The organism is Streptomyces sp. NPDC089919, assembly GCF_040684615.1.
GTDB lineage: Bacteria > Actinomycetota > Actinomycetes > Streptomycetales > Streptomycetaceae > Streptomyces.
In genome coordinates this window covers 1-20732 of the sequence record NZ_JBFBGK010000087.1, presented here as the reverse complement: position 1 = coordinate 20732, position 20732 = coordinate 1, and the positions used below count along the sequence as shown (strand labels likewise).

At 75.4% G+C, this 20732-nt stretch carries 19 protein-coding genes; 9 read left to right on the top strand and 10 right to left on the bottom strand.

Going from position 1 to position 20732, the window contains the following annotated elements:
- Positions 1-12: 12 nt before the first annotated feature.
- Together AB0O40_RS28245 and AB0O40_RS28240 are read left to right on the top strand one after the other, a co-directional pair.
- A complete protein-coding gene (locus AB0O40_RS28245; RefSeq protein WP_365047572.1) occupies positions 13-3363 on the top strand; it encodes a S8 family serine peptidase in 3351 nt (1116 codons plus the stop codon).
- A gap of 329 nt (positions 3364-3692) precedes the next feature.
- Positions 3693-4106, top strand: a complete 414-nt coding sequence (locus AB0O40_RS28240) for a DUF6296 family protein (RefSeq protein WP_365047570.1) — start codon at positions 3693-3695, stop codon at positions 4104-4106.
- Positions 4107-4136: 30 nt separating this feature from the next.
- On the opposite strand, the gene AB0O40_RS28235 is transcribed toward AB0O40_RS28240, so the two are convergent.
- A complete protein-coding gene (locus AB0O40_RS28235) occupies positions 4137-6326 on the bottom strand; it encodes a VCBS repeat-containing protein (protein ID WP_365047567.1) in 2190 nt (729 codons plus the stop codon).
- 138 nt (positions 6327-6464) lie between these two features.
- Between AB0O40_RS28235 and AB0O40_RS28230 the strand changes: the two genes are divergently transcribed.
- Positions 6465-6665 (top strand): hypothetical protein, encoded by a 201-nt coding sequence (locus AB0O40_RS28230; protein ID WP_365047564.1) that lies wholly within the window; start codon positions 6465-6467, stop codon positions 6663-6665.
- Positions 6666-6670: 5 nt separating this feature from the next.
- Here the strand turns inward: AB0O40_RS28230 and AB0O40_RS28225 are convergent, their stop codons facing one another.
- The 4 genes from AB0O40_RS28225 to AB0O40_RS28210 all read right to left on the bottom strand — a co-directional run bounded on the left by AB0O40_RS28225 (position 6671) and on the right by AB0O40_RS28210 (position 11473).
- Complete coding sequence (locus AB0O40_RS28225) at positions 6671-7306, bottom strand: VOC family protein (RefSeq protein ID WP_365047562.1); 636 nt, start codon at positions 7304-7306, stop codon at positions 6671-6673.
- 74 nt (positions 7307-7380) lie between these two features.
- Positions 7381-8700, bottom strand: a complete 1320-nt coding sequence (locus AB0O40_RS28220) for a VWA-like domain-containing protein (protein WP_365047559.1) — start codon at positions 8698-8700, stop codon at positions 7381-7383.
- The gene (locus AB0O40_RS28215; RefSeq protein ID WP_365047556.1) at positions 8697-9971 is read right to left on the bottom strand and encodes an AAA family ATPase; all 1275 of its coding nucleotides are present in this window, start codon (positions 9969-9971) and stop codon (positions 8697-8699) included. Before AB0O40_RS28215 ends, AB0O40_RS28220 begins: the two co-directional genes overlap by 4 nt.
- Before the next feature lie 83 nt (positions 9972-10054).
- Positions 10055-11473: a hypothetical protein gene (locus AB0O40_RS28210; protein WP_365047554.1), complete on the bottom strand. Its 1419-nt coding sequence runs from the start codon at positions 11471-11473 to the stop codon at positions 10055-10057.
- A 180-nt stretch (positions 11474-11653) separates the two neighbouring features.
- On the opposite strand from AB0O40_RS28210, the gene AB0O40_RS28205 reads away from it, so the two are divergent.
- On the top strand, positions 11654-12535 hold the full coding sequence (locus tag AB0O40_RS28205) for an alpha/beta hydrolase (RefSeq protein WP_365047551.1): 882 nt from the start codon (positions 11654-11656) through the stop codon (positions 12533-12535).
- 109 nt (positions 12536-12644) lie between these two features.
- Here the strand turns inward: AB0O40_RS28205 and AB0O40_RS28200 are convergent, their stop codons facing one another.
- Entirely contained in the window at positions 12645-13652 is a 1008-nt protein-coding gene (locus tag AB0O40_RS28200; RefSeq protein WP_365047549.1) for a WYL domain-containing protein, read from the bottom strand.
- A 57-nt stretch (positions 13653-13709) separates the two neighbouring features.
- Between AB0O40_RS28200 and AB0O40_RS28195 the strand changes: the two genes are divergently transcribed.
- Both AB0O40_RS28195 and AB0O40_RS28190 read left to right on the top strand, forming a co-directional pair.
- Complete coding sequence (locus AB0O40_RS28195; protein WP_365047546.1) at positions 13710-14279, top strand: DUF664 domain-containing protein; 570 nt, start codon at positions 13710-13712, stop codon at positions 14277-14279.
- A gap of 199 nt (positions 14280-14478) precedes the next feature.
- A complete protein-coding gene (locus AB0O40_RS28190) occupies positions 14479-14859 on the top strand; it encodes a MauE/DoxX family redox-associated membrane protein (RefSeq protein WP_365047544.1) in 381 nt (126 codons plus the stop codon).
- A 23-nt stretch (positions 14860-14882) separates the two neighbouring features.
- On the opposite strand, the gene AB0O40_RS28185 is transcribed toward AB0O40_RS28190, so the two are convergent.
- Complete coding sequence (locus AB0O40_RS28185; protein WP_365047541.1) at positions 14883-15314, bottom strand: lipocalin/fatty-acid binding family protein; 432 nt, start codon at positions 15312-15314, stop codon at positions 14883-14885.
- Positions 15315-15564: 250 nt separating this feature from the next.
- On the opposite strand from AB0O40_RS28185, the gene AB0O40_RS28180 reads away from it, so the two are divergent.
- On the top strand, positions 15565-16260 hold the full coding sequence (locus tag AB0O40_RS28180) for a barstar family protein (RefSeq protein ID WP_365047539.1): 696 nt from the start codon (positions 15565-15567) through the stop codon (positions 16258-16260).
- A 180-nt stretch (positions 16261-16440) separates the two neighbouring features.
- Complete coding sequence (locus AB0O40_RS28175; RefSeq protein ID WP_365047536.1) at positions 16441-16782, top strand: HopJ type III effector protein; 342 nt, start codon at positions 16441-16443, stop codon at positions 16780-16782.
- A gap of 47 nt (positions 16783-16829) precedes the next feature.
- On the opposite strand, the gene AB0O40_RS28170 is transcribed toward AB0O40_RS28175, so the two are convergent.
- The gene (locus tag AB0O40_RS28170; RefSeq protein WP_365047534.1) at positions 16830-17618 is read right to left on the bottom strand and encodes a neocarzinostatin apoprotein domain-containing protein; all 789 of its coding nucleotides are present in this window, start codon (positions 17616-17618) and stop codon (positions 16830-16832) included.
- Positions 17619-17817: 199 nt separating this feature from the next.
- Complete coding sequence (locus AB0O40_RS28165) at positions 17818-18642, bottom strand: hypothetical protein (protein ID WP_365047531.1); 825 nt, start codon at positions 18640-18642, stop codon at positions 17818-17820.
- A gap of 299 nt (positions 18643-18941) precedes the next feature.
- On the opposite strand from AB0O40_RS28165, the gene AB0O40_RS28160 reads away from it, so the two are divergent.
- Positions 18942-19844 carry a helix-turn-helix domain-containing protein gene (locus AB0O40_RS28160; RefSeq protein WP_365047529.1) on the top strand — a complete coding sequence of 301 codons (903 nt, stop codon included), beginning with the start codon at positions 18942-18944 and terminating at the stop codon, positions 19842-19844.
- Between the two features lie 50 nt (positions 19845-19894).
- On the opposite strand, the gene AB0O40_RS28155 is transcribed toward AB0O40_RS28160, so the two are convergent.
- Complete coding sequence (locus tag AB0O40_RS28155) at positions 19895-20614, bottom strand: hypothetical protein (RefSeq protein ID WP_365047526.1); 720 nt, start codon at positions 20612-20614, stop codon at positions 19895-19897.
- Between the last annotated feature and the right edge of the window lie 118 nt (positions 20615-20732).

Below are 20732 nucleotides of genomic sequence, written 5' to 3'. Positions count from 1 at the left end.
GGGGGAATCGACGTGCGTACACCTTCCGTTCACAGATCCAGGTCGGTCCCATCGGCCGCGCTCGCCGCGCTCGCGCTGGCGGCGGGGCTGACCTCGCCGGTGGCCGTGGCGGCCGGGGGCGCTCCGGCGGGCGTCGGCCGGGCGGCCGGGGTCACCGAGCTGACCCTGGTCACCGGGGACCGGGTCACGGTCGACGCCGGTGGCCGGCCCGTGGGCTTGGTACCGGCCGAGGGCCGCAAGGGGATCCCGGTCGCCCTGCGCAGCGACCGGGGCCGGACCAGCTTCGTCCCGCTCGACGCGCAGCCGCTGATCGACTCCGGCCGGCTCGACCCCCGGCTGTTCGACCTGACCGCACTCACCCGGCCCGAGTACCGCAGGGCCCGCGGCGACCGGCTGCAACTGATCGTCCGCTACGAGGGGTCCGCCCCGGCCGCCCGGTCCGCGCTGCGCGCCGGCGGCGCCGCGCGCGTGCAGCGGACGTACCGCACGCTCGACGCGGAGTCGGTCACGGTGGACCCGGCCAAGGCCGCGACCCTGTGGAAGGAGCTCACCGTCGGGGCGGCCGGCAGCACCGGCCGGTCCGCCGCGCCCGGCATCGCCGCGGTCTGGCTCGACGGCGTCCGCACCGCCACCCTCGACCGGAGCACCCGCCAGATCGGCGCGGACAAGGCGTGGGCCGCCGGGTACGACGGCAAGGGCGTGAAGATCGCGGTGCTGGACACCGGGATCGACGGCACCCACCCCGACCTGGCCGGAAAGGTCGTCGCCGCCCGCGACTTCGCCCACTCCGGCAGCACCGCGGACCGCTTCGGCCACGGCACCCACGTCGCCTCCATAGCCGCGGGCACCGGCGCCAGGTCCGGCGGGAAGTACCAGGGCGTCGCCCCGGGGGCCCAACTGCTCAACGGCAAGGTCCTCGACGACTCCGGCGCCGGTGACGACTCCGGCATCCTGGCCGGCATCGAATGGGCCGTCGCGCAGGGCGCTCAGATCGTCAACCTCAGCCTCGGCGGCCCCGATTCACCCGGAACCGACCCGATCGAAGCCGCGGTGGACAAGCTCTCCGCCACCAAGGGCGTGCTCTTCACCGTCGCCGCCGGCAACGGCGGGCGCTCCGGTCCCGGCTCCATCGACTCCCCCGGCAGCGCGGCCGCCGCCCTCACCGTGGGAGCCGTCGACGGCGCGGACGCGCTCGCCGACTTCTCCGGCACCGGACCACGCCTCGGCGGCGGGGCCGTCAAGCCGGACGTCACCGCACCGGGCGTGGACATCACCGCGGCGGCCGCCCCCGGCAGCGTGCTCGCCCGTCGGTTCGGCGAGCACCCGGACGGCTACCTCGGCCTCTCCGGCACCTCCATGGCGACCCCGCACGCGGCGGGTGCCGCCGCCCTGCTCAAGCAGCAGCACCCGACCTGGACCGGCGCCCAGCTCAAGGGCGTCCTCGCCGGTTCCGCCGTACCCGGCCGCTACAGCGCCTACCAGCAGGGCAGCGGCCGGATCGCGGTGGACCGGGCGATCCGGCAGAGCGTGATCGCCGAACCGCTCTCGCTGGCCCTCACCGGCGGCCAGTGGCCGCACGCGGACGACACCCCGGTGTCCCGCACGGTCACCTACCGGAACCTGGGCGCCGCACCGGTCACCCTGAAGCTGTCCGTGGCCGCCACCGGTCCCGACGGCAGGCCCGCCCCGGCCGGCTTCCTCGCCTTCGCCGCACCGAGCGTCACCGTCCCCGCCCACGGCACCGCCTCGGTCGCGCTCACCCTCGACACCCGGCTGGGCGGCCCGGTCAACGGCCGCTACACCGCCCAGGCCCTGGCCGCCGGCGCCGGACAGCAGGTCCGGACCGCGCTCATCGCCGAGCGCGAGGTCGAGTCGTACGCCCTGACCGTCCACCACCTCGGCCGCGACGGCAAGCACGCCAAGGCCTACTACACCGTCCTGCGGGGCCTGACCGGACCCGCCGCCGACCGGCGCTTCGAGAACCACGAGAACTCCCGCTCCGAGACGCTGCGCGTGCCCAAGGGCAGCTACGTGCTCGACTCCCGCCTGGTGATGGACCCGGCCCGCCCCGGGTCGATGATCGACTGGATCTCCCAGTCACGGCTCGACGTCAGCCGTGCCACCCGCGTGACCGTCGACGCCCGCACCACCGAGCCGGTGGACATGACCGTGCCGTCCGGCACCGCCGCCCAGGAGTTCGCCGCTCCGGTCTACCAGGTCCGCAAGGGCGACCTGGGGTACGTCTTCGGCTGGTGGCTGGACTCCACCGCCCGGCTGCGCACCCGCGGCCAGGGGCCCGGGCCGGCCGCCGGCACCCACGTCTTCCAGCAGTGGGAGGCGCACTGGAAGGACGGCGCGGACGAGTACCACACCGTGCTCGGCGGGCCGGTGCGCCGCCCGGCCACCGGCTACACCCGGCACATGAAGCCGGCCGACCTGGCCACCGTCCTCGTCGACCACGGCACCTCGGGCGCCGCCAAGGAGGGCTCCGTCAGCGCCCTCGGCAAGCTGCCCGGCGGGCTCGGCGGGACCTCCTCCGCAGCCTGGCTCCCCCTGCCCAGCTCGGTCCGGATGTACCTGTCCGCGGTGGACGGCGCCAGGTGGCAGCTGTCCGCGACCCGCTTCGGGGTGCACGGGAGCGGCTACGCCGAGGAGGGCACGTACACCGCTGAGCGCGCCTACCAGGGCGGCCGCACCTACCGGGAGCGGTTCGGCACGGCCGTGGTGGGCCCGCGCGTGTCCGCCGGGGCCGGGCTGGGCCTGTCCCGGTCGGGGAACACGATCCGGGGCACCGTGCCGCTGCTCGCGGACGGCGCCGGGCACCTCGGCACCGACCTCTTCGCCCGGGGCCGGACCACGCTCTACCGCAACGGCGCCGTGATCGGCACCCGGTCCGCCGAGCTCCGGGACGCCACGCCCTTCACCGTGCCCGCCGGGGACGCCGCGTACGAGCTGGTCACCTCCACCGCCCGGCCCGGGAGCGTCACCCGGACCTCCACGCAGGTGAGCGCGACCTGGTGGTTCCGCTCCCGCCGCGCCTCGGCGGCCGCGCCGGTGCGGATCCCCGCCTCCCTCGTGCGGTTCACCCCGGAGGTGCGGCCGGACGGCACCGTCAACGGCGGGCACCCCATGCGGGTACCGGTCACCGTCCAGGGCCCGGCGGCCGGCCGGGGCCTGAAGTCCCTGACCGTCTCGGTCTCGTACGACGCCGGCCGCACCTGGCGGGTCCTGCCGGTCCGGGACGGCGCGCTGACCGTGCAGACCCCGCCGGCCGGCGGGCACGTCTCGCTGCGCGGCAAGGTCGTCGACAGCGCGGGCAACGCGGCCGAGGTGACGATCCTGCACGCCTTCCGCACCGACTGATGCCGAGGCGTCCTGGGCCCCGCGGCACCTCCGCGGGGCCCCGGCGTCTCCCGCCGGCCACACGCCGTGCCGCCGCAGCGGGGGCCGTGGGACGCTGGAGGAGCACGGGACGACCTCCCACCGGTCACGGATTCCCGTCGGCCCGCATGGCCGGAGGGCCGACGGGGCAACGGCGACGAAGCCGGTCATGACACCCCCCGGCCGCCCGCCGCGCCCGGGGCCGGCGCCCGAGGTACCTGCGATCCGACGGGCCACCCTGCACCCGCCCTTCGGTCTCCTCCCCCGGGCCCGGCCCCAGCGGCGACATCCTCGAACACACTGGACAGGCGATGAGCAAGGCAGCCGAAGGCACACCCCCGAGCGACCCGTCACCCGTACGTCCGCCCCTGCTCCAGAACCAGGGCGGCACCGCCGACGACCACGGCCGCCCTCCCGGCGTCCCCTCCCGGACGGGCACGGGAACGAGCTCCGCACCGAGCGACCCGGCACGGGTCGAGGAGGCCAACGCCCCGGCCGGGCCCCCGCAGCGCTACGAGCTGGTCTTCTCCGGCGGGACGGACGCCGGCGAGGACCGGGTGGAGGTGAGCCGCATCAGCCGGACGGGACCGGGCGGGCACCCCGTCTACGAGGACGCCACCGGCATCGTCCAGGCCGAGATCAGCGACCAGGCAGAAGTCCGCATCCTGCCGACCGGCGGCGGCCAAGACGCGGTCCGCGTCGTGACGGCGCGCCCCCTGGCCTGACGCGGGCCCCCCGGTACGGCCCGCCGGACGTCAGGCGACGTGGTGGCCCGGGTCGCCGACGTGCAGGAGCGAGGCCAGGCGCCTGGTCCGCAGCGGGGTGCGCCAGTCGCCGGTGCCCCCGTAGAAGTAGCCGGCGGTGGCGCCGAGGGCGACCAGGTCGGGGCGGCCGTCGTGGTCGCCGTCGCCGATGGCGACGAGCTGCCGGTACGGCCCCCAGCCCGCGCCGACCCGCGTCGGCGAGGCGAAGGTGCCGTCGCCCTTGCCCAGGTACAGCCACAGGACCCCGGCCTTGTCCCGGGCCAGCAGGTCGCCCGCGGGGCCGCCGCCGATGTTCCCGACGGCCGTCAGTTCGTCGAACTTCTGCCAGCCGCTGCCGATCTTCTTGCGGGCGGCGTACGGCGCGGCGGCCGAGCCGGTGCCCTTGTAGTACCAGAGCGTGCCGGCCTTGTCGGTGGCGAGCAGGTCGGGGCGCCCGTCGCCGTTCAGGTCGCTGCCGGCGGCGATCCGGTCGTAACCCTGCCAGCCGCCGCCGACCTTGGTGCGCGTCGCGAAGCCGCCCCGGCCGTTGCCCTGGTAGAGCCACAGCACGCCGGACCGGTCGCGGGCCACGAGGTCCCCGACCGCCGTGCCGGCGAGGTTCCCCGCGGCCTCGATCCGGTCGTAGGCGTTCCAGCCCGAGCCGACCAGCCGGCGGGACTGGGTCGTCAGCTGCTCGAACTCCTTGTAGTACGCGGTGTCGCTCAGCCACAACCGGCCGGCGGTGTCACGGTCGAGGAGGTCCGGGCTGCCGTTGTCGTCGAAGTCGTGCGGCACGGCCTTGCGGGCGACCTGGAAGGTGCCGGAGGCGGAGGTCGCGGGCCCGATGCCGTTGGTCGGCTTCGCCGTCATCTCCCACGTGTACGCGCCGTTGTACGCGTGGGTGAAGTCCGGGCCGATGGTGCCGTCCCAGGTGAACGTCACGGTCCCGCTCTCCGGGTACGGGGCGTTGAACTGCCGGGTCCGGCCGGTCCGGACGTGGCGAAGGGTGACGGTGACGTTCACGCTGTGCCGGGAGAACTGCCAGGTGAGGGCCGCCTTCCCGGCGTTCTCGTCCAGGCGTACGACGGCGGGGACGTCGTTGCCTTCGAGGACGACCCGGGTCGGCTCGCCGGTGCTCGCCACCATCCCGACGACCGGGGCGGCGCCGGCCGCGCCGGGCGTCAGCCGGTACAGGCCCTCGCCGAGGTCGACCGTCCCGCCCCGCACGTACAGGCCGTCGGGTGCCGGCGCGAGGGAGGTGAGGTGGTCGAGCAGCTTCACCTTCTTCTTCGTGGCCGGGTCGTAGGCGGTCAGGGCGTAGAGCGGATTCTCGTCACCGTTGGTGATGCCGCCCGCCTCGCCGTAGACCACCCAGCCGCCGACCAGGCCGATCCGCAGGTTGCTCGCCCACGCCTTCGCGAGCGGCACCCGCTCGACCCGGCCCGTCGGCCGGTCCTGGAGGAACAGCGCCGGGCTGTCCGAACCGGTGCCCTCCGTCCAGGCGATCTGCGTCGGGGCGACGGCGACGGTGGCGGCGGAGGCGCCCACGGTCCGCGGGTGGATCTCGCCGACGGCGCCGGTGGCGAGGTCCACCAGCCCCCACTTCGCGACCGCGCCGTCCTCGAAGCGCACCAGGGCGTCTTCGGGGGTGCCGGTGGACACCGCGACGCGACCGGCGCCGGCCGGCAGACCGGTCACGGTCACCGTGCCGCCTTCCGCGGCGTGCCGGTGCATCCGCAGCGTCGTGCCGTCCGCGGAGAGGGTGAACACCGCGTTGCCGGCCGCCCCGACGTACGTCTGGCCGTCGCTCGGGGCCACCGGGACCTTCAGCAGGGACGTGGTCGACAGGTTCCGGGACGTCACCGAGGTGATGCCCGGTTCGACCAGGTAGTCCGCGGTCCGTGAGGACCGCACCACGGTCTCGTACCCGTACCCCTGCGAGGACCCGTCGGAATACCGGGTCCAGCGCTTCTCCGCGCCGTTCTGCGACCGCGCCAGGAAGCCGGTCAGCCCGGCGTCCGTCACCTGCCACCCCTTCGGGAACGGGATCGGCGCCGCCGCGGCGGCCGCCCCGGCCGCGAACGCGGTGCCCGGGCCGTACGGTGCGCCGGCGACGGTCCCGGCCACCCCGAGCGTGACGGCGAGGACGGTGGCGGTGGCGGCCGGCAGCAGCAGGCGCCGGGTCGATCGGATGTGCAGCACGAACGGTTCCCCCTCGAGAAAAAACAGGTCAAGCGCATCGGGCGCCGCACAGGACGACCCCCGTCACCCCTCAAGGGTTGTACGCACCGCCTGAGAAGATCGGCACGACCGTACGAAAGAAACGCAGAGGTGGGGAACATGATCGGTCTGCTGCTGCTCGGCGTCCTGGCGCTGACCGTCGGCGGGTGCGCGTGCGTGGTGTGGGCGGCGCGCGGCGGACCCGGGTGGGTCCGCGGCGTGGCGGCCGTGACCCTCGCCGCCGGTGAGCTGGTACGCGGTTCGCGACGGAAGCGGCGCTGGACCGCGGTCAGCTCCGGCGGCGGGGACGGGGACGACTGAGCGGGTCAGATGGTGACCGGGCCCTTGGCGGTGGCGAACTCGACCGAGACCAGGCCCGGTTCCTCGTCCTCGACCCAGGTGACGTCGATCTGGTCGAGGGGGTGGTCGGCCGGTTCGCCCAGGAACTCGGCGATGGAGGCGGCGTCACCGGCGATGGAGACCCCGTGGATGCTGCTGGGGGTACGCGGGTCCGCGCTCGGGCGCTCCTCGGACGGCACCAACCACTGGAGGAAGTAAGGCAGTTGCGGATCCTCCATCAGCTCCAGCAGGCCGATCTGCTTCCAGCGCAGGTCGAATCCGTCGGGGCGGACCCGGTGGCCTTCTGAGGAGGCACGGCCGAGGCGGGCCTCGACCGGGGCCATGTCGTCGACGGAGACCACCCAGCCGAGCCAGCCGCCGCCCTCGGCGGCGCGGCGGGCGACCGCCTGGCCGAAGGGTGCGCGGTCGGCGGCGGGGTGGTCGAGCGTGGTGACGACCTCGACGTAGGTGCCGCCGCTCAGCGGGAGGATGAAGTTGCGGGTGCCGAACCGCGGATGTACGCCGCCGTCGACGAACCCGGCACCGAGGGCCGATCCGATCCACTGGACGGTCGACACGAAGCTGTCGCGGGCCACCGCATAGGACACGTGATCAAGTCGCACCACGCCATCATGGACCGCCGGCCCGCGCGAGTCCCGGCGCCACGCCCGCCCGCCTCGACCGCGTCCGGTCGCCGTCAGCCCAGGTGGACGACTCTGGCCCAGGGCGGCGGGCCTTCGGGGACGTAGTCCGGGTCGTCCTCGTCCACGTCGCCCGCGGGCCGGGGGAAGAGGCCGACGACGGTACGGCAGGACGGCTGGTGCGAGGGCCAGGGCGTCTGCCCGTCCGTGAGCGCGACGATCACGTCCGGGCGGGGCCGGCAGCGCAGGGCCCGGGCGAAGCCGGACCGCAGGTCCGTGCCGCCGCCCCCGATCAGCTCCAGGTTCTCGGCGCGGCACAGCGGTACGGCGACCCCGGCCGCCGCGTCGCAGGAGATGACCGAGACCAGGTCGCGCCGCCCGCCCACGGCCCGGGAGATCGCCGCGACCTCCAGCAGCGCGGTGCCCAGTTCGGCGTCGCTCACCGACCCGGAGGTGTCGATCACCACGCAGACCCGGGGCGGCATCCGCCGCAGACTGGGCAGGACGACGCCCGGCACGCCGGCCGAGCGCCGCGAGGGGCGCCGGTAGCTGTGGTCCTCCCCCGCCCCCGGGCCACCGGCGGCCGCCCGGACCGCGGCGCCGAGCAACTGCCGCCACGGCTGCGGGGGATGGAACGCCTCGTCGGCCCAGCGCCGCCAGCCCTCGGGCGCGTCCCCGGGGCGGCCGGTGATCGCCTCGGCCACCCGGAAGCGGACCGCGTCGCGCTGCTGCCGGGTCAGTCCGTGGGCGCCCTGGGGCCCCAGCTCCCAGGGCCGGGCCCGGCCGTCCGCGCCGCTGCCGCAGTCCAGCCAGGACATCAGCGGGGTCCGGCCGGCCATCGAGAACCGGTTCAGGTACTCCTCCATCAGCAGCCCGTCGGGCAGCCCCAGCATGGCCGGCCGCACGGCCCCGGCGGGCCTGATGAGGCCGTCGCCGTAGATGTCGTCGTTGATCTCGAAGTCGGCGGCGATGTTGCGGCGCAGTCGCTGTCCGGGGCCGTCCTCGCCGTGCTCACGGGCGTACCGGTCGCCGCGTTCGTGGTGGTCCCGCAGCAGGTGGGAGACCTCGTGCACCCACACGCCCGCCAGCTCCTCCAGCGGGGTGCGCGCCACGAAGGCCGGGGAGACGTAGCAGCGCCAGTGGGCGTCGACCGCCATGGTGGGCACCGACGGGTCCGCGACCACGTGCAGCGCGAACAGCGCGCCGGCGAGGTACGGGCGCACGGTCGCCGCGTGCAGCCTGGCGGCCAGCAGCTTCTCCGTGTCCAGCGGGACCGCGGGGCCAGGCGGGCGCAGCGGTTCCCGGACCCGCAGGGGGCGCGGGGGCGGCTGCGGGGCCATGGGCCGGGGGCGCGGGCGGGAGGCGGGGGTGGTCATCGGCGTCCCCCCGCCGCCTGGCCGGCGGCCGGCTTCGCCGTGCGGGCCACCGAGTCCTCGGCCCGGCGGGCCAGTCCGACCACCGCGGCGAGCCGGTCCACCGCCTCCGGGACCTCCCAGCCCTCGCGCCGCAGGGCGGCGAGGGCCTTCGCCGGGGCGACCAGGAGGTCCGGCGCACCGGTCTCCAGGGCCCGTACGAGCACGGCCCAGCCCGCCTCCCAGCGCTCGCGTTCGGGGCGTGCCCCGACGGCGGCCACCACCGCTTCGAGTGCGGCCTGGCGCAGGTCGCCGCGCTCCGGCAGTTCGGCGGCGGCCGGGTCGGCCAGCAGGACGTCCGGGTCGGGCAGCTCCATCCGGTCGAGGTGGGCCAGCAGTTCGAGGCCCGGGCCGTCCCCGACGGCGCCCCTGACCAGCAGGGCGAGTACGTCCCGGGAGGCGCCGGCGGCGGTGCCGAAGGCCAGCAGCGTCATCGCCGCCTCCCAGCTGCGGGGCGAGGGCCAGGCGCCGCCGCGCCGGGTCTCGGTGGTCGGCAGCCGGTGGATCAGCGCGGGCCGGGCGGTCAGGAAGCCGCAGACCGCGCGGCGGGCGAGGGCCACCGCGCCGGCCAGTCCCGCCGGGTCGAGCCGGGGCAGCTCCGTGCGCGGCCAGACCCCGCCGAGGCCGCGTACCACCACCTCACGGTCGTGCACCCAGTACAGGTGGACGAAGCGGTTGGCCAGCGGCGGGCTCAGCTCCCAGCCGTCGGCGGCCGAGGCGCGCGGATTGGCGGCGGCCACGATCCGTACCCCGGGCGGGAGTTGCAGGGCGCCCACCTTGCGTTCGAGTACGACGCGCAGCAGGGCCGCCTGGACGGCGGGGGTGGCGGTGGACAGCTCGTCGAGGAAGAGCAGCCCCCGGCCGGCCCGGACCAGTTCGACGGCCCACTGCGGCGGGGCCATGGGGACGCCGTTGAGCGCCGGGTCCTCGCCTAGGACGGGCAGGCCGGAGAAGTCGGTCGGTTCGTGCACGCTGGCGATCACGGTCGTCAGGGGCAGCTCCAGCGACGCGGCGAGCTGGGTCAGGGCGGCGGTCTTGCCGATGCCGGGCTCTCCCCACAGCAGCACGGGCAGGTCCGCGGCCACGGCCAGGGCCAGCGCCTCCAACTGCTCGTCGGGGCGCGGTTCGGTGGTGCTGGTGCGCAGCAGTGTCAGGAGGTCTTCGGCGACGGACAGCCGGGGCCGCTCGGCGGCCGGGGCGGAGACGGGGACGGGGAGGAGGGTGCTGGAGGACATGGGCATCACCTGTCGGGTATCGGGGACGGGGGTTCCGTCGGGAGGGCGCGGCCGAGGCGGCGGGCGCCGTGGGTGAGAGGCCGTCAGCGGGCGAGGCCGGTCCGGGGCCGGGACCGGGTGACCCGCTTGAGGCGGAGCTCTCGGGGCAGACGGCGGTCGAGCCGGGGCCGGTGGCCGTGGTCGCCGGCCGGCAGCCCGGTGGGATGGACCGGTACCAGCCCGGAGCGGAAGATCCCGTGGTCGAGCCCGCCGGCCACGGCCGCGTCCAGCACCTCCCGCAGGGGCCCGTCGCGGAGTACGGCGGCGGGCCCGAGGAGGCCTTCCACCACGGCCAGGGCGCCGGCGGCGTCGCCGTGCCGTAGCCGCTCGCGGACCGCGGGCAGGGCCGCGGGGTCGCGGTGCACCGCGTCGATCGCCCGCAGGCAGGGCAGGCCGGGGCCGCCGAGCGCCACGAGCAGTTCCTCGCGGGCCAGTTGGGACCGGTCGTGGTCGACGGCCGCCAGCACCCCGTCCCGCAGCGCGATCCGGTGCACCTCGCCGGAGCATGCGACCCGGTGCGGGTCCGGGGCGGGGCCGGGCCGGGCGTCCGGAACGGGAGCCGGCGCCGGCAGTGCGGCCGCGACCAGCGGGTGCAGCCGGTCGGGCCGGAGCAGGCCGGCCCGCAGCAGTTCGAGGTCCGGCAGCGGTCGCACCGCGGCCTCCGGCAGGACCGGCAGGGCCGCGGCCTCCTGCGCCGGCGGCGGCGTCCGCACCGGCCGCAGGACCGGCGCATGGCTGTCGTCGGGCGCGACCAGTTCGAGGACGGTCGGGCCGCCCGCCCCGAGCCGCACGGTGAACCGCCCTCGGGGCGGTCGCCCCTCGGCCCGCAGCAGCAGCTCGCCCTCTGCGGCCCAGTGCGCCGGGGGCCGGGTGGGGTCATGGACCACCGGCTGGTTGTGGTCCGGTTCGTCCGGGGACGCCTCGGGCCGGCACCGCCGTGCCAGTTCGGCGCTGCGGGTGCCGTCCCAGAGGTGCCGGTGCAGGTCGAGCCGGAAGCGCCGGTCGGGGTGGGGATGCGGGTGGTACGCGGGGGCGCCGTCCCGGGTCCCCTCCCACAGCCCCAGTGACATCCGCTGGCCCGCGTCCGCCCAGGCGGGCGGGGTGCGCACCACGAGGTGGGCCGTGGCGCGGCCGGGGGCCGCGTATCGGGCCAGGGAGAGGGTGAGGCCGGGCCGCAGGCGCCCGTCGGGGGCGACCCTGGGCATGTGCCAGCGCAGCAGATCGGGCGCCAGGCGGCGCAGATCGGCCCGCAGGCGGGTGGCGAGGTCGGTGCCGTGGCGATCGCGCACGGCGCGCAGGTCGAGATCGACGTCGATGCGGGCGGCGGCGCAGGCCCCGGCCCAGTCACCGGCGGCCCGGCGGGCCGTGGCGTTCTCGATCATGGACGGTGGCACGGCGTACTCGCGTACGCGTTGCCACATGAGCAGGCGGGCGGGAATCGGTTCCGCGAAGTGAGGTGCCATCAGCACTCACCTTGCGCGGACGATTCCTCCGATCCCGAAGAGGAGGAGGTCTTCATCGGCGGCATCATAGGCAGAGCCCGGCTGATCTGTCAGCGGGGTTTTCCCGGCGCGTCCGGCGGCCCCTCGCCGCCGGGCGGATACCCGCGTGCGCTCCGGGTCCGGCCGTGGCAGGCTCGCCCCATGCCGCTCATCGACGTGTCCCCCGAGGTGTCCCTCGCGTACGAGGCCTTCGGCGATCCCGGGGACCCCGCGGTCCTGCTCGTGATGGGTTTCGGGGCGCAGCTGCTCTCCTGGCACGAGGACTTCTGCCGGGCCCTGGCCGACCGGGGCCGCTACGTCATCCGGTACGACAACCGCGACTGCGGGCTGTCGACCAGGTTCGACGACCACCCGGTCGACATGGGGCGGTTCATCGCCGCGGTGAGCTCGGGGGACATCCCGGCCGCCCTGGCGATGGTGCCGTACCGGCTGGGCGACATGGCCGACGACGGTCTCGGCCTCCTGACGGCGCTGGGGATCGGGCGCGCCCACGTGGTCGGCGCCTCGATGGGCGGGATGATCGCCCAGCAGATGGCCCTCTCGCACCCGGAGCGGGTGCTGACCCTGACGTCGATGATGTCCTCCACCGGCGAGAGCGAGTACGGCCGGCCGAGCCCCGAGGCCCAGGCGGTGCTGTTCGCGCCCAAGCCGGCGGACCGGGAGGGCTATGTGGCGGCGGCCGAGCGGGAGCTCGTGTGGGCTTCCCGTCGCTACGGCGACGCCGCCGTGCTGCGCGAGCTGGCCGCGGCCGGGTACGACCGCGCCCACTACCCCGCGGGGACGGGCCGTCAGCTCGGCGCGATGATCCTCAGCGGTTCGCGGGCGGACGCGCTGCGCAGGCTGCGGGTACCGACGCTGGTGATCCACGGCCTGGACGACACGCTGATCGACCCGAGCGGCGGGCGGCGCACCGCTGAGCTGGTCCCCGGTGCCGAGCTGCTGCTGGTCCCCGACATGGGCCACGACCGCCCGCGGCAGTTGTGGCCCACGCTCATCGACGCCGTGGTGAAGCACACCGGCTGAGCGCCTACTTGGCGAAGAGGCCGCCGAAGTGGGCCACGCCGCCCCGCACCCGGCTGTCGGCCGGCTTCCCCGACGCGCCCGCGATGCGGGGAGCGCGGCTGACGGCACATCACGAGGACGGTGGCGGGGCCGCCTTCGGCGGCGTACCGGCTGCCGGGACCGCTCCGTCGGCTGCGGCGAACAGGCGGCGGCCGAGCTCGCGGGTGGCGTGCCGGATCTCCTCGCCCGCTTCGATGCGGAACGGCGCGCGCAGGGCGGCCAGTTGCTCGGCGTACCAGGTCGGGTTGCTGGTGGTGCCGGTCAGGCGGCAGGTGGCGGGGGCCACCGGCTCGAGCCGCCCGAGGGTGCGCGGGACGTGCCCGGCCAGCTCGTCGTAGGGCGCCTCGATCAGCACCTCGGCGGTGAACTCCCAGCCGTCGGCAAGGTGTTCCTCCAGCACCGCGACGGGGTCGAGGCCGGCCGGCGGGTCGAAGGGCTCGGTCAGGGTCTCGACGGACCGGACGCGGTCGAGGCGGTAGGCCCGGCGCGCCTGTGAGGTGCGCGACCAGCACAGGACGTACCAGCGCCCGTGGCGCACCACGACCGCCCACGGGTCGACGTGCAGCGATCGCTCCGCGCCCGCCGCGGAGCGGTACTCCAGCCGCACCTGCCGGTGCGCGGCGCAGGCCCGCACGATCTCCGTGGCGGTCCCGGGCTCGGGCCGGGCGGCGGCGCGGTCGGGGGCCGGGGCGGCCGTCCGGCGGACCGCCTCGGCCTGTGCGGCGACCTGTTCGGGCAGCGCCCGCACGATCTTCCCGAGGGCGCTGCCCACCGGGTGGCCCGCGTCGTTGGCGTCGTGGTGGCCGTCGAGCACGGCCATGACCAGGCCGAGAGCCTCCGCCGCGCTGAAGGTGAGCGGCGGCAGCCTCAGGCCGCGGCCGACCCGGTACCCGCCGTACGGGCCCCGGACCGACTCGATCGGGATGCCCGCCTCGCGCAGGATCCCGACGTACCGCCGGGCGGCCCGCTCCGAGACGCCCAGCTCCGCGGCGAGCCGGTCGGCCGTGACGCCCGGCCGGGCCTGGAGGAGTTCGAGGGTGCGCAGCGCCCGTGCGGTGGGACTCGCATCGCGTTCCACGGCCCGCACCCCCATTCCGGACGCCGATTGTCCGGAACCGAGCCTAACGTGATCGCCATGAGCGAGAACCACAACCCCCGCCCCAGCCAGGAACCGTCGCCGACCGCCGGCGAGACCGAGATGCTGCTGTTCGCCCTTGAGCGCTCCCGCCGACAGTTCGCGTGGAAGTGCGGAGGGCTGGACGCGGCGGGCCTGAACCAGGCGCTGGCCCCTTCCACGATGACCCTCGGCGGCCTGCTGAAGCACCTGGCGCTGGTGGAGGAGCGGTACACCATCGACTTCACGGGCGAGGCGCCCGGTCCGCCGCTGGACGCGCCACAGGCGCGGACGGACCCCGACTGGGTGTGGCGCAGCGCGGCGGCGGACTCGCCCGAGGAGCTGTACGCCCTGTGGGAGAAGGCCGTCGAGCACTCCCGCGGCGCGCTGGCCGCAGCGCTGGCGGACGGCGGGCTCGATCAGCCGGCGAAGTACGGCAGGTGGTCCGACGGCACCGCGCCGAACCTGCGCCGAATCGTGGTCGACCTGCACGACGAGTACGCCCGGCACGTCGGCCACGCCGATCTGCTGCGGGAGGCCGTGGACGGTCTGGTGGGCGAGGACCCGCCGCGGCCGGCGGACGGCCGCTGACCGTCCGGGACGGGGTGTGCCCGGCATCCGTGTAAGGCCACCCGTGCCGGGGGCCCCGGCCCCCCTTGCGGGCCGTCGGCCCCGCCCGGATGGCCGAGGTCGGGGTCTTGCCTGCCACCGACCGGCGCCCGGTAGGCTACCGACCGGTAGCCAGGCCCTGTTGTCCCCGTCAGACCGTGACCGGCGAAGGATTGAGCTCATGACTGCGACGCGACGTTCCGCTCGACTGCTCAGCGGCCTGCTGATAACCGCCGGGGTGGCGCACTTCGCGGCCCCCCGGCAGTTCGACGCCATCGTGCCCAAGGCCCTGCCCGGCTCGCCCCGGACCTGGACGCAGGTGAGCGGGGTCGTCGAGCTCGCGATCGGCGCCGCGATCGCCGCCCCGCCCACGCGGCGGGTCGGTGCGCTGGCCGCGGCCGGGCTCTTCGCCGCCGTGTTCCCCGCCAACGTGCAGATGGCGTACGACTGGCGGCACCGGCCGGCCCCGCTCCGGGCCGCGGCGCTGGCGCGGCTCCCCCTCCAGGTCCCGCTCGTCCTGTGGGCGCTGCGGGTGCACCGTACCGAGGACCGGGCGGCCTGACCCGCGGGCCCGTGCGGTCCGGGTCAGGCCAGGCGCCGGAAGACGCGGGTGGCGGTGACGTCGCCCGCGGTGTGGACCATGCTCATGCCGCCGTCCTCGGCGTACAGCCACGTGGTGCGTGCGACCAGACCGTCCACCCGCTGCACCTGCACCAGGCGGTCCTCCCCGACGGTGATCGTCGTGGCGCTGGTACGGCCGTCCATAGTCCGCTCCGTGAACTCCACGCCCGAGGTGAAGACGAGTTCGACGGTGTTGAAGGGGGTGACCGTCCGGATCGTCCACGTCTCGCCGTCGACCGCGACCTCGGTGGTGGGCTTGCTGGTGCTCGCGGCCTTCCGGGTCACCGTCCCCACGCTCACGGCGCTCAGGTACGCGTCGAAGTTCTCCGCCGAGACCAACTCGAACTTGCCCGTGTACTCCACCACGACCCGCCCCAACCCCTCGAATGTGATCAACCCCGCGCAGCGTAGACCGCAGCCCCCGCCCCCGCCGCCCGACCACGACCCGGCCCCGCCCGCCGTCGAGCCGGCTTCCACCACGGCCCGACCCCGCCCGCAGTGTGCCCCGACACACCTGCCCGGTCCCACGGAATCGGACGATCCGATCCGGGCCCTCCGTAAATTTTCAGCTCCGAGCAGGGCCCGTGCCAGGATCTCGCCCATGACACCCGAGCCCACCCTCACGGAACGACGCTCTCCATGGGTCGTGTTCACCTCGCCCGCCGATCCGTGGCTGGCGGCGGAGACGGCGGCGCTGGAGCAGCAGAACGGGCTGGTCCTGCGGCTGGACGGCCGGGAGATGCGGGATCCCGCGTCCCTGTTCCGGACCTTCGCCCGGGAGCTGTCCTTCCCCGGCTACTTCGGCCACAACTGGGACGCGCTCGTGGACTGCCTCCACGACTGGCACGGGCCCGGACACGGCGCCCAGGACCTCGCGATCCTGATCGAGCACGCGGACGGTCTGCTCGAGTCGGATTTCCTCGGGCTGTTCGTATCGGTCCTCGCCCAGGCGGCGTGGACCTCCAATCTGCGCCTGGACGCCGACGGCGAGCTCGACGAGTGGCGGCGGCGCCTGGCCCAGCACTTCGTCCTCCTCCTGGACCGCACGGCACCCGCCGCCTTCACGGAGAAGACGGCCCGCGGCGAGGACCTGGCGGTGGCGCTCGCGCAGGGCCGGTTGCTCGTCACCCTGACCGACGTCGACTGGCCCGGCGGGGATCCCGCCGCCGCCCCCTGGACGCCCGGTCCGCTCTCCTTCGCGGACGAGGAGATCCGCGGCGGGCGCAACGTCGAAGGCATCCGGATCCTCCGCGACCGCCTCGGCTGCTCGATCCCCGAGGCGGTGGACATCCTCCAGTCCCGCTCCGACCTCCTGCGCCAGGGAGCTCCGGACGGCCCGTGAACGGCCGGCCGCACCGGGTACCGGCCGCCCGCTCCCCCGGATGCCGGGTCTCACATCGTGGCCTGCGGAAACGGGGCCGTGCGGGGGTGTGGTGTGATGGCCGTCGGCCGGCCTCGCCGGGGGTATCGTCCGGGGTCACGGACGGCATCCGGCCGTCAGTCCAAGCCGAGGAAAACCGACATGTCTGATCTGAACTCGCTCCGGGCGAGCCTTGCGTCGGGTGAGCACGAGTTCGCCGCCACCCTGGAGTTCGTCGCCGCGCACTACGCGTACCAGCCGCAGGCCTTCCGCAACGGCTCGCTGGAGAACGCCGCGGGCGAGAACGAGGGCTCCTGCAAGACGCTGGGGCTGGCCCTGCTGGAAGGGCTGAGCGACCAGGAGGCGCTGCAGGCGTTCGGTGAGCACTACCGCAAGGTGCTGGCGACGCCGGAGGACACCGACCACGGCAACATCCGCAACCTCATGGCCCACGGCCTGGCCGGGGTGAGCTTCGCCGGGCAGCCGCTGACCCGCAACGGCTGAACGCGGCTCCGGCCGGGCGCCGGAGCCGGGTTCACCCGCTCAGCCGGTCACTCGGCGGGAGCGAAGTCGACGGGGTGGGACACCGATCGGGGGCCGCGGACCCGGGTCCCGAAGACGATCACCTCGCAGCCCGGTGCGACGCGGCAGTCGACGGTGCTGCCGTCGATCGCCGTGAAGGCCGCCGACAGGGCGACGGTCTCGTCCAGCCGTCCCTGGTCGGTGGTGGCCGGCGGGCGGCCCCGGCTGCGGCAGCCGGTGGTGTCGGTCGCGCCCGCGACGCACTCCATGACCACCGGGTGGTACTGCGGCTCGTAGCCGCGGCCGGTCACGGTCACCGACTGGCCGTCCACCAGGTCCTCGGACGGGTCCACCCGCAGGGTGGGCGCGGCCTCGAGCGCTCCGTGCGGCCGGAAGCGCAGCGGGACGGTGGTGAGGACGGCGCCTGTGTTGTCCGTCAGCGCGAGCCGGCACGGGTGCTCCGCGGTCGCCGTGCGGCAGTCGAACGTACCGGCGCCCGTGGCGAGTTGTGCGTAGAGCTTCTTCGGCGACACCGGCAGGGTGCCGTCCGGCAGGACGCGGAACTGCCGTCCGGTGTCCTCGTCGCAGGCCGCGGGCTCCGTGTCGGCGGCGCACAGCTCGACCCACACGTATGCCTTGGGCGGGCCGCCCTTGACCGAGAAGTCGACGATGTCGCCGTCGAGGAGCCCGGTGGTCCGGTGCACGATCAGTTGCGGGGCCGCGGGGACCGCCTCCGCCGCCGCCCCTCCCGCGGCCAGCCCGGCGCCGGCCAGGGCCGCCACGAGCCCGACCCGCCCGAGGATGTTCCACGCCCCCATCAATGCCCCCTCCTTGCCCTGCCTGTCAGGTCGAAGGGATCCTCCTGTCCCCCCGGCCCCCACGGCAAGGACGCGATCAGGCCGCGCCGCCTGGGGCGGAGAGCCCCCCAGGTGACCCACGTGACCGACCCCCGCCCGCTGAGCGGCGGCTTCGCCGACCGCGTCGGTCGCGGGCCCTGTCCGGATGAAGCGCCCGGGGTCAGTCGGTGCGTACGGCGGTGAGGGCGAAGCGTTCGACGTCGGCCAGGTGGCCGCCGGTGGTGGCGACCACGGTGAGGACCGGGTCGGTGGCGTGCGTGTACGAGACGGTGGCGGTCCAGGGGGTGTTCGTGCCGCCGGCGGAGGTGCAGCAGGTGGAGCCGAGGGGGGTCGGGGTGGACGGTTGGCGTACCTGGACCCGGACGCTTTCGTCTACGCCGGTGATGCGGCCGCCGACGCGCAGGGGGGAGGCGGCCTTGGCGCCGTAGGCCGGGACGGTCAGGGACAAGGTGGTGTCGTCGGTGCCCACCACTTCCCAGGGCGCGTCCGGCCCGGTGCCGTACCGGACCAGATGGAGGACGGCGGCGGTACCGCGGCGGGCCTCTTCCGGGCTCCCCAGGCCGACGCCGATCCGGGCGTCCCGGCCGTTGACGGAGCGCGAGGAGATCCGGTCCATGTCCTTGAAGCCCAGGTGGCCCTGGACGAAGGCGAGGGCGGTGGCCGGTGCGTCCAGGTGCCAGGGCTGGTGGCCGCCCTCGCGGTAGGAACGCTGCCAGGCCTGGGCCTGCGCGAGGGTGGAGAACGGCCACAGCGGCTGGAGCCCGGGGCCGAGGCCGTGGTCGGCGGGGGCTGCCGAGGCGGGTCCGGTGCTCGTCGCGGCCGCGGGCGAGACCGGGCCCGAGGCCGTACGCGTCGGATCGGAGGCCCCGCTTGTCCGCACGGTGGAGGACTCGGCGGAGTTGGCACACCCGGCCAGGAGCAGACCGGCCGCCACCGCGGCGGCGAGGAAGCACTGGCGTCGCAGGGGCCGGAGCCGATGGTTCATGGGGACTCCCGGTCCGTGGTTCGGGACGGGCCCACCCCCGAGACCGGAGGCTCCCGCCGGTCCGTCCATGGTGCCACCACCGAGCCCGCCGGTGTACGCGAACTCACGTGCACGGCAGCAGTCATACAGCCCACCGGGGGCGATGCGCGCGCGTCCCACTCGATCGGGCGAACATCCTTGCGGTGCTGGCGATTCGGGTTGCGGACGGTCTACGCTTCTGCGTCATAACCCCACAACGAAGGTGACCCCGGCGGTGCTACCAACACCCCGGGGCCCGACACCGAAGAAAGCAGTCTTCGATGCGCATCCACCTTACCGCGCGCAGGCGGGCGTTCACCGTCCTGGGCAACGACGTCTTACGCGACCGCCGCCTCAGCTTCACCGCCCGCGGCATCCTCTGCTACCTGCTGTCCCTCCCCGACGGCGCCCACGAGGACGCCCGGACCCTCGCCGACAAGAACCCGGGGCTCGGCCGACGGGGCGTGGCCAAGGCCCTCGACGAGCTGGTGGCGTTGGGCTACTACCTGCGGCGCACGACCCGGGACCCGGAGACCGGCCAGGTCCGCACCGACACCTCCGTCAGCGACACGCCCCACTCCCACGCGTCGCCGGCACCGGTTCCCGCGCGGCCGGGAACCGGTGAGCCGTGCGGTGGGAAGGCGGGAAGGTCCCCCGAAGGGGTTGAGAACCCTGGGGAAGAACCCTCCCGCCCCGAGCCCGACGGCCCACCGCCCCCGCCGGTTCCGGGCGTCGCCGAAGCGGCGCCCCCGGGCCGTGCGGCGGCCCTGCTGGCGGGCCTGGCCGCCGTGGAGCCGCGGTTGGCGCTGAGCGCCGCCGACGTCCTGGCGCTGGCGCCGGCCGCCGACCGGTGGCTGGCGCGCGGAACCACCGAGGCACAGGCCCGGACACTGCTGACGGCCGGGCTGCCGGCCGTCGTGCACTCGTCGAGGGCATTGCTCGCCGACCGTCTCTCGCGCAAGCTGCCCCCGCCGCGCGAGAGCGTTCCGGCGCCCGCGCGGAGCACCGCGCTGGGGGAATGCGCCCGCTGCCGCGATCCGCTCCCCCGCGGGCAACGGACCGGACACTGCGCCACCTGCCAGGGCACGCCGAGCGCCGCACCGGCCCCGGCGTTGGCGCCCGGCGCCGTCAACCGGTTCGCCGCGGTCGTACGCCAGGCCATGCGGGGCCCGCTGCCGCAGTGACGGGCCGCCGGGTATCGGACCGGCCCGGGCCGTCACCGCAAGCCGCCGGGTCAGGGCTGTGCCGGTTGCAGCCAGATGCGTAGGGGGCCGATCGGTTCGAAGCCGTGGCGTACGGCGGTGGCCAGGTCGTCGCCCTGCTCGTAGCCGACCACGGGCAGGTCGGGGAAGAGCCGGTGCAGTGCGGCCAGTACGCCGGGCCAGGCCGCGTCGGGGCCGCCGTCCGAGGCGAAGACGTTCGAGACGCCGACGACGTCCTCGCTGCGGCCGGCCACCGCACCGGCGGCCACCCGACCGTCGGCAGAGCGGCCGAGGAGCACGAAGGTGGCGCGGTCGGCGAGGAGTTCGGGGCGGAAGAGGTCGGCGTTGCCTGCGCCGTCGTCCCAGGCCAGCGCCCAGGCGCGGAGTGCTTCCGGGCCGTCCGCCGTCTCCCAGGCCAGGTCCGGCGCGGAGGCGGGCGGGCCGGCCGGGCGGTGGATCCACTGCGCCTCGAACAGCACCTCGAAGCCGGACCCGCTCAGGTCGAGGTCGGCGAAGCTGTCCTTCACGGAGGCCCAGGGCGCGGCGGTGTCGATCCGGGCCACCAGCGCGGCCGGGTCGGCGCCCGGCGCCAGGGTCACGGCGTCGGGGTAGTACAGCGGTGTGCGGGCCGGGGCGGCCCAGGCCTGGGCCGCGAACTCACCCACCAGGCCGTGTGACGCGCTCATCGCCGCGCACCACTCGGCGTTGTTGCGGGCGGCGGCCCGGACCAGGAATTCCCTTGACGTGCTCACGGGTACGGATCATGGCCGGAGCCGAACGCGAAGGCCAATGGATTTCCCGGGCACGGCTGCGGCGGCGGCCCCGGTCGCCGGGGGCGCCCCCGCCGCCCACGCCCCCACAGGAGGGGAG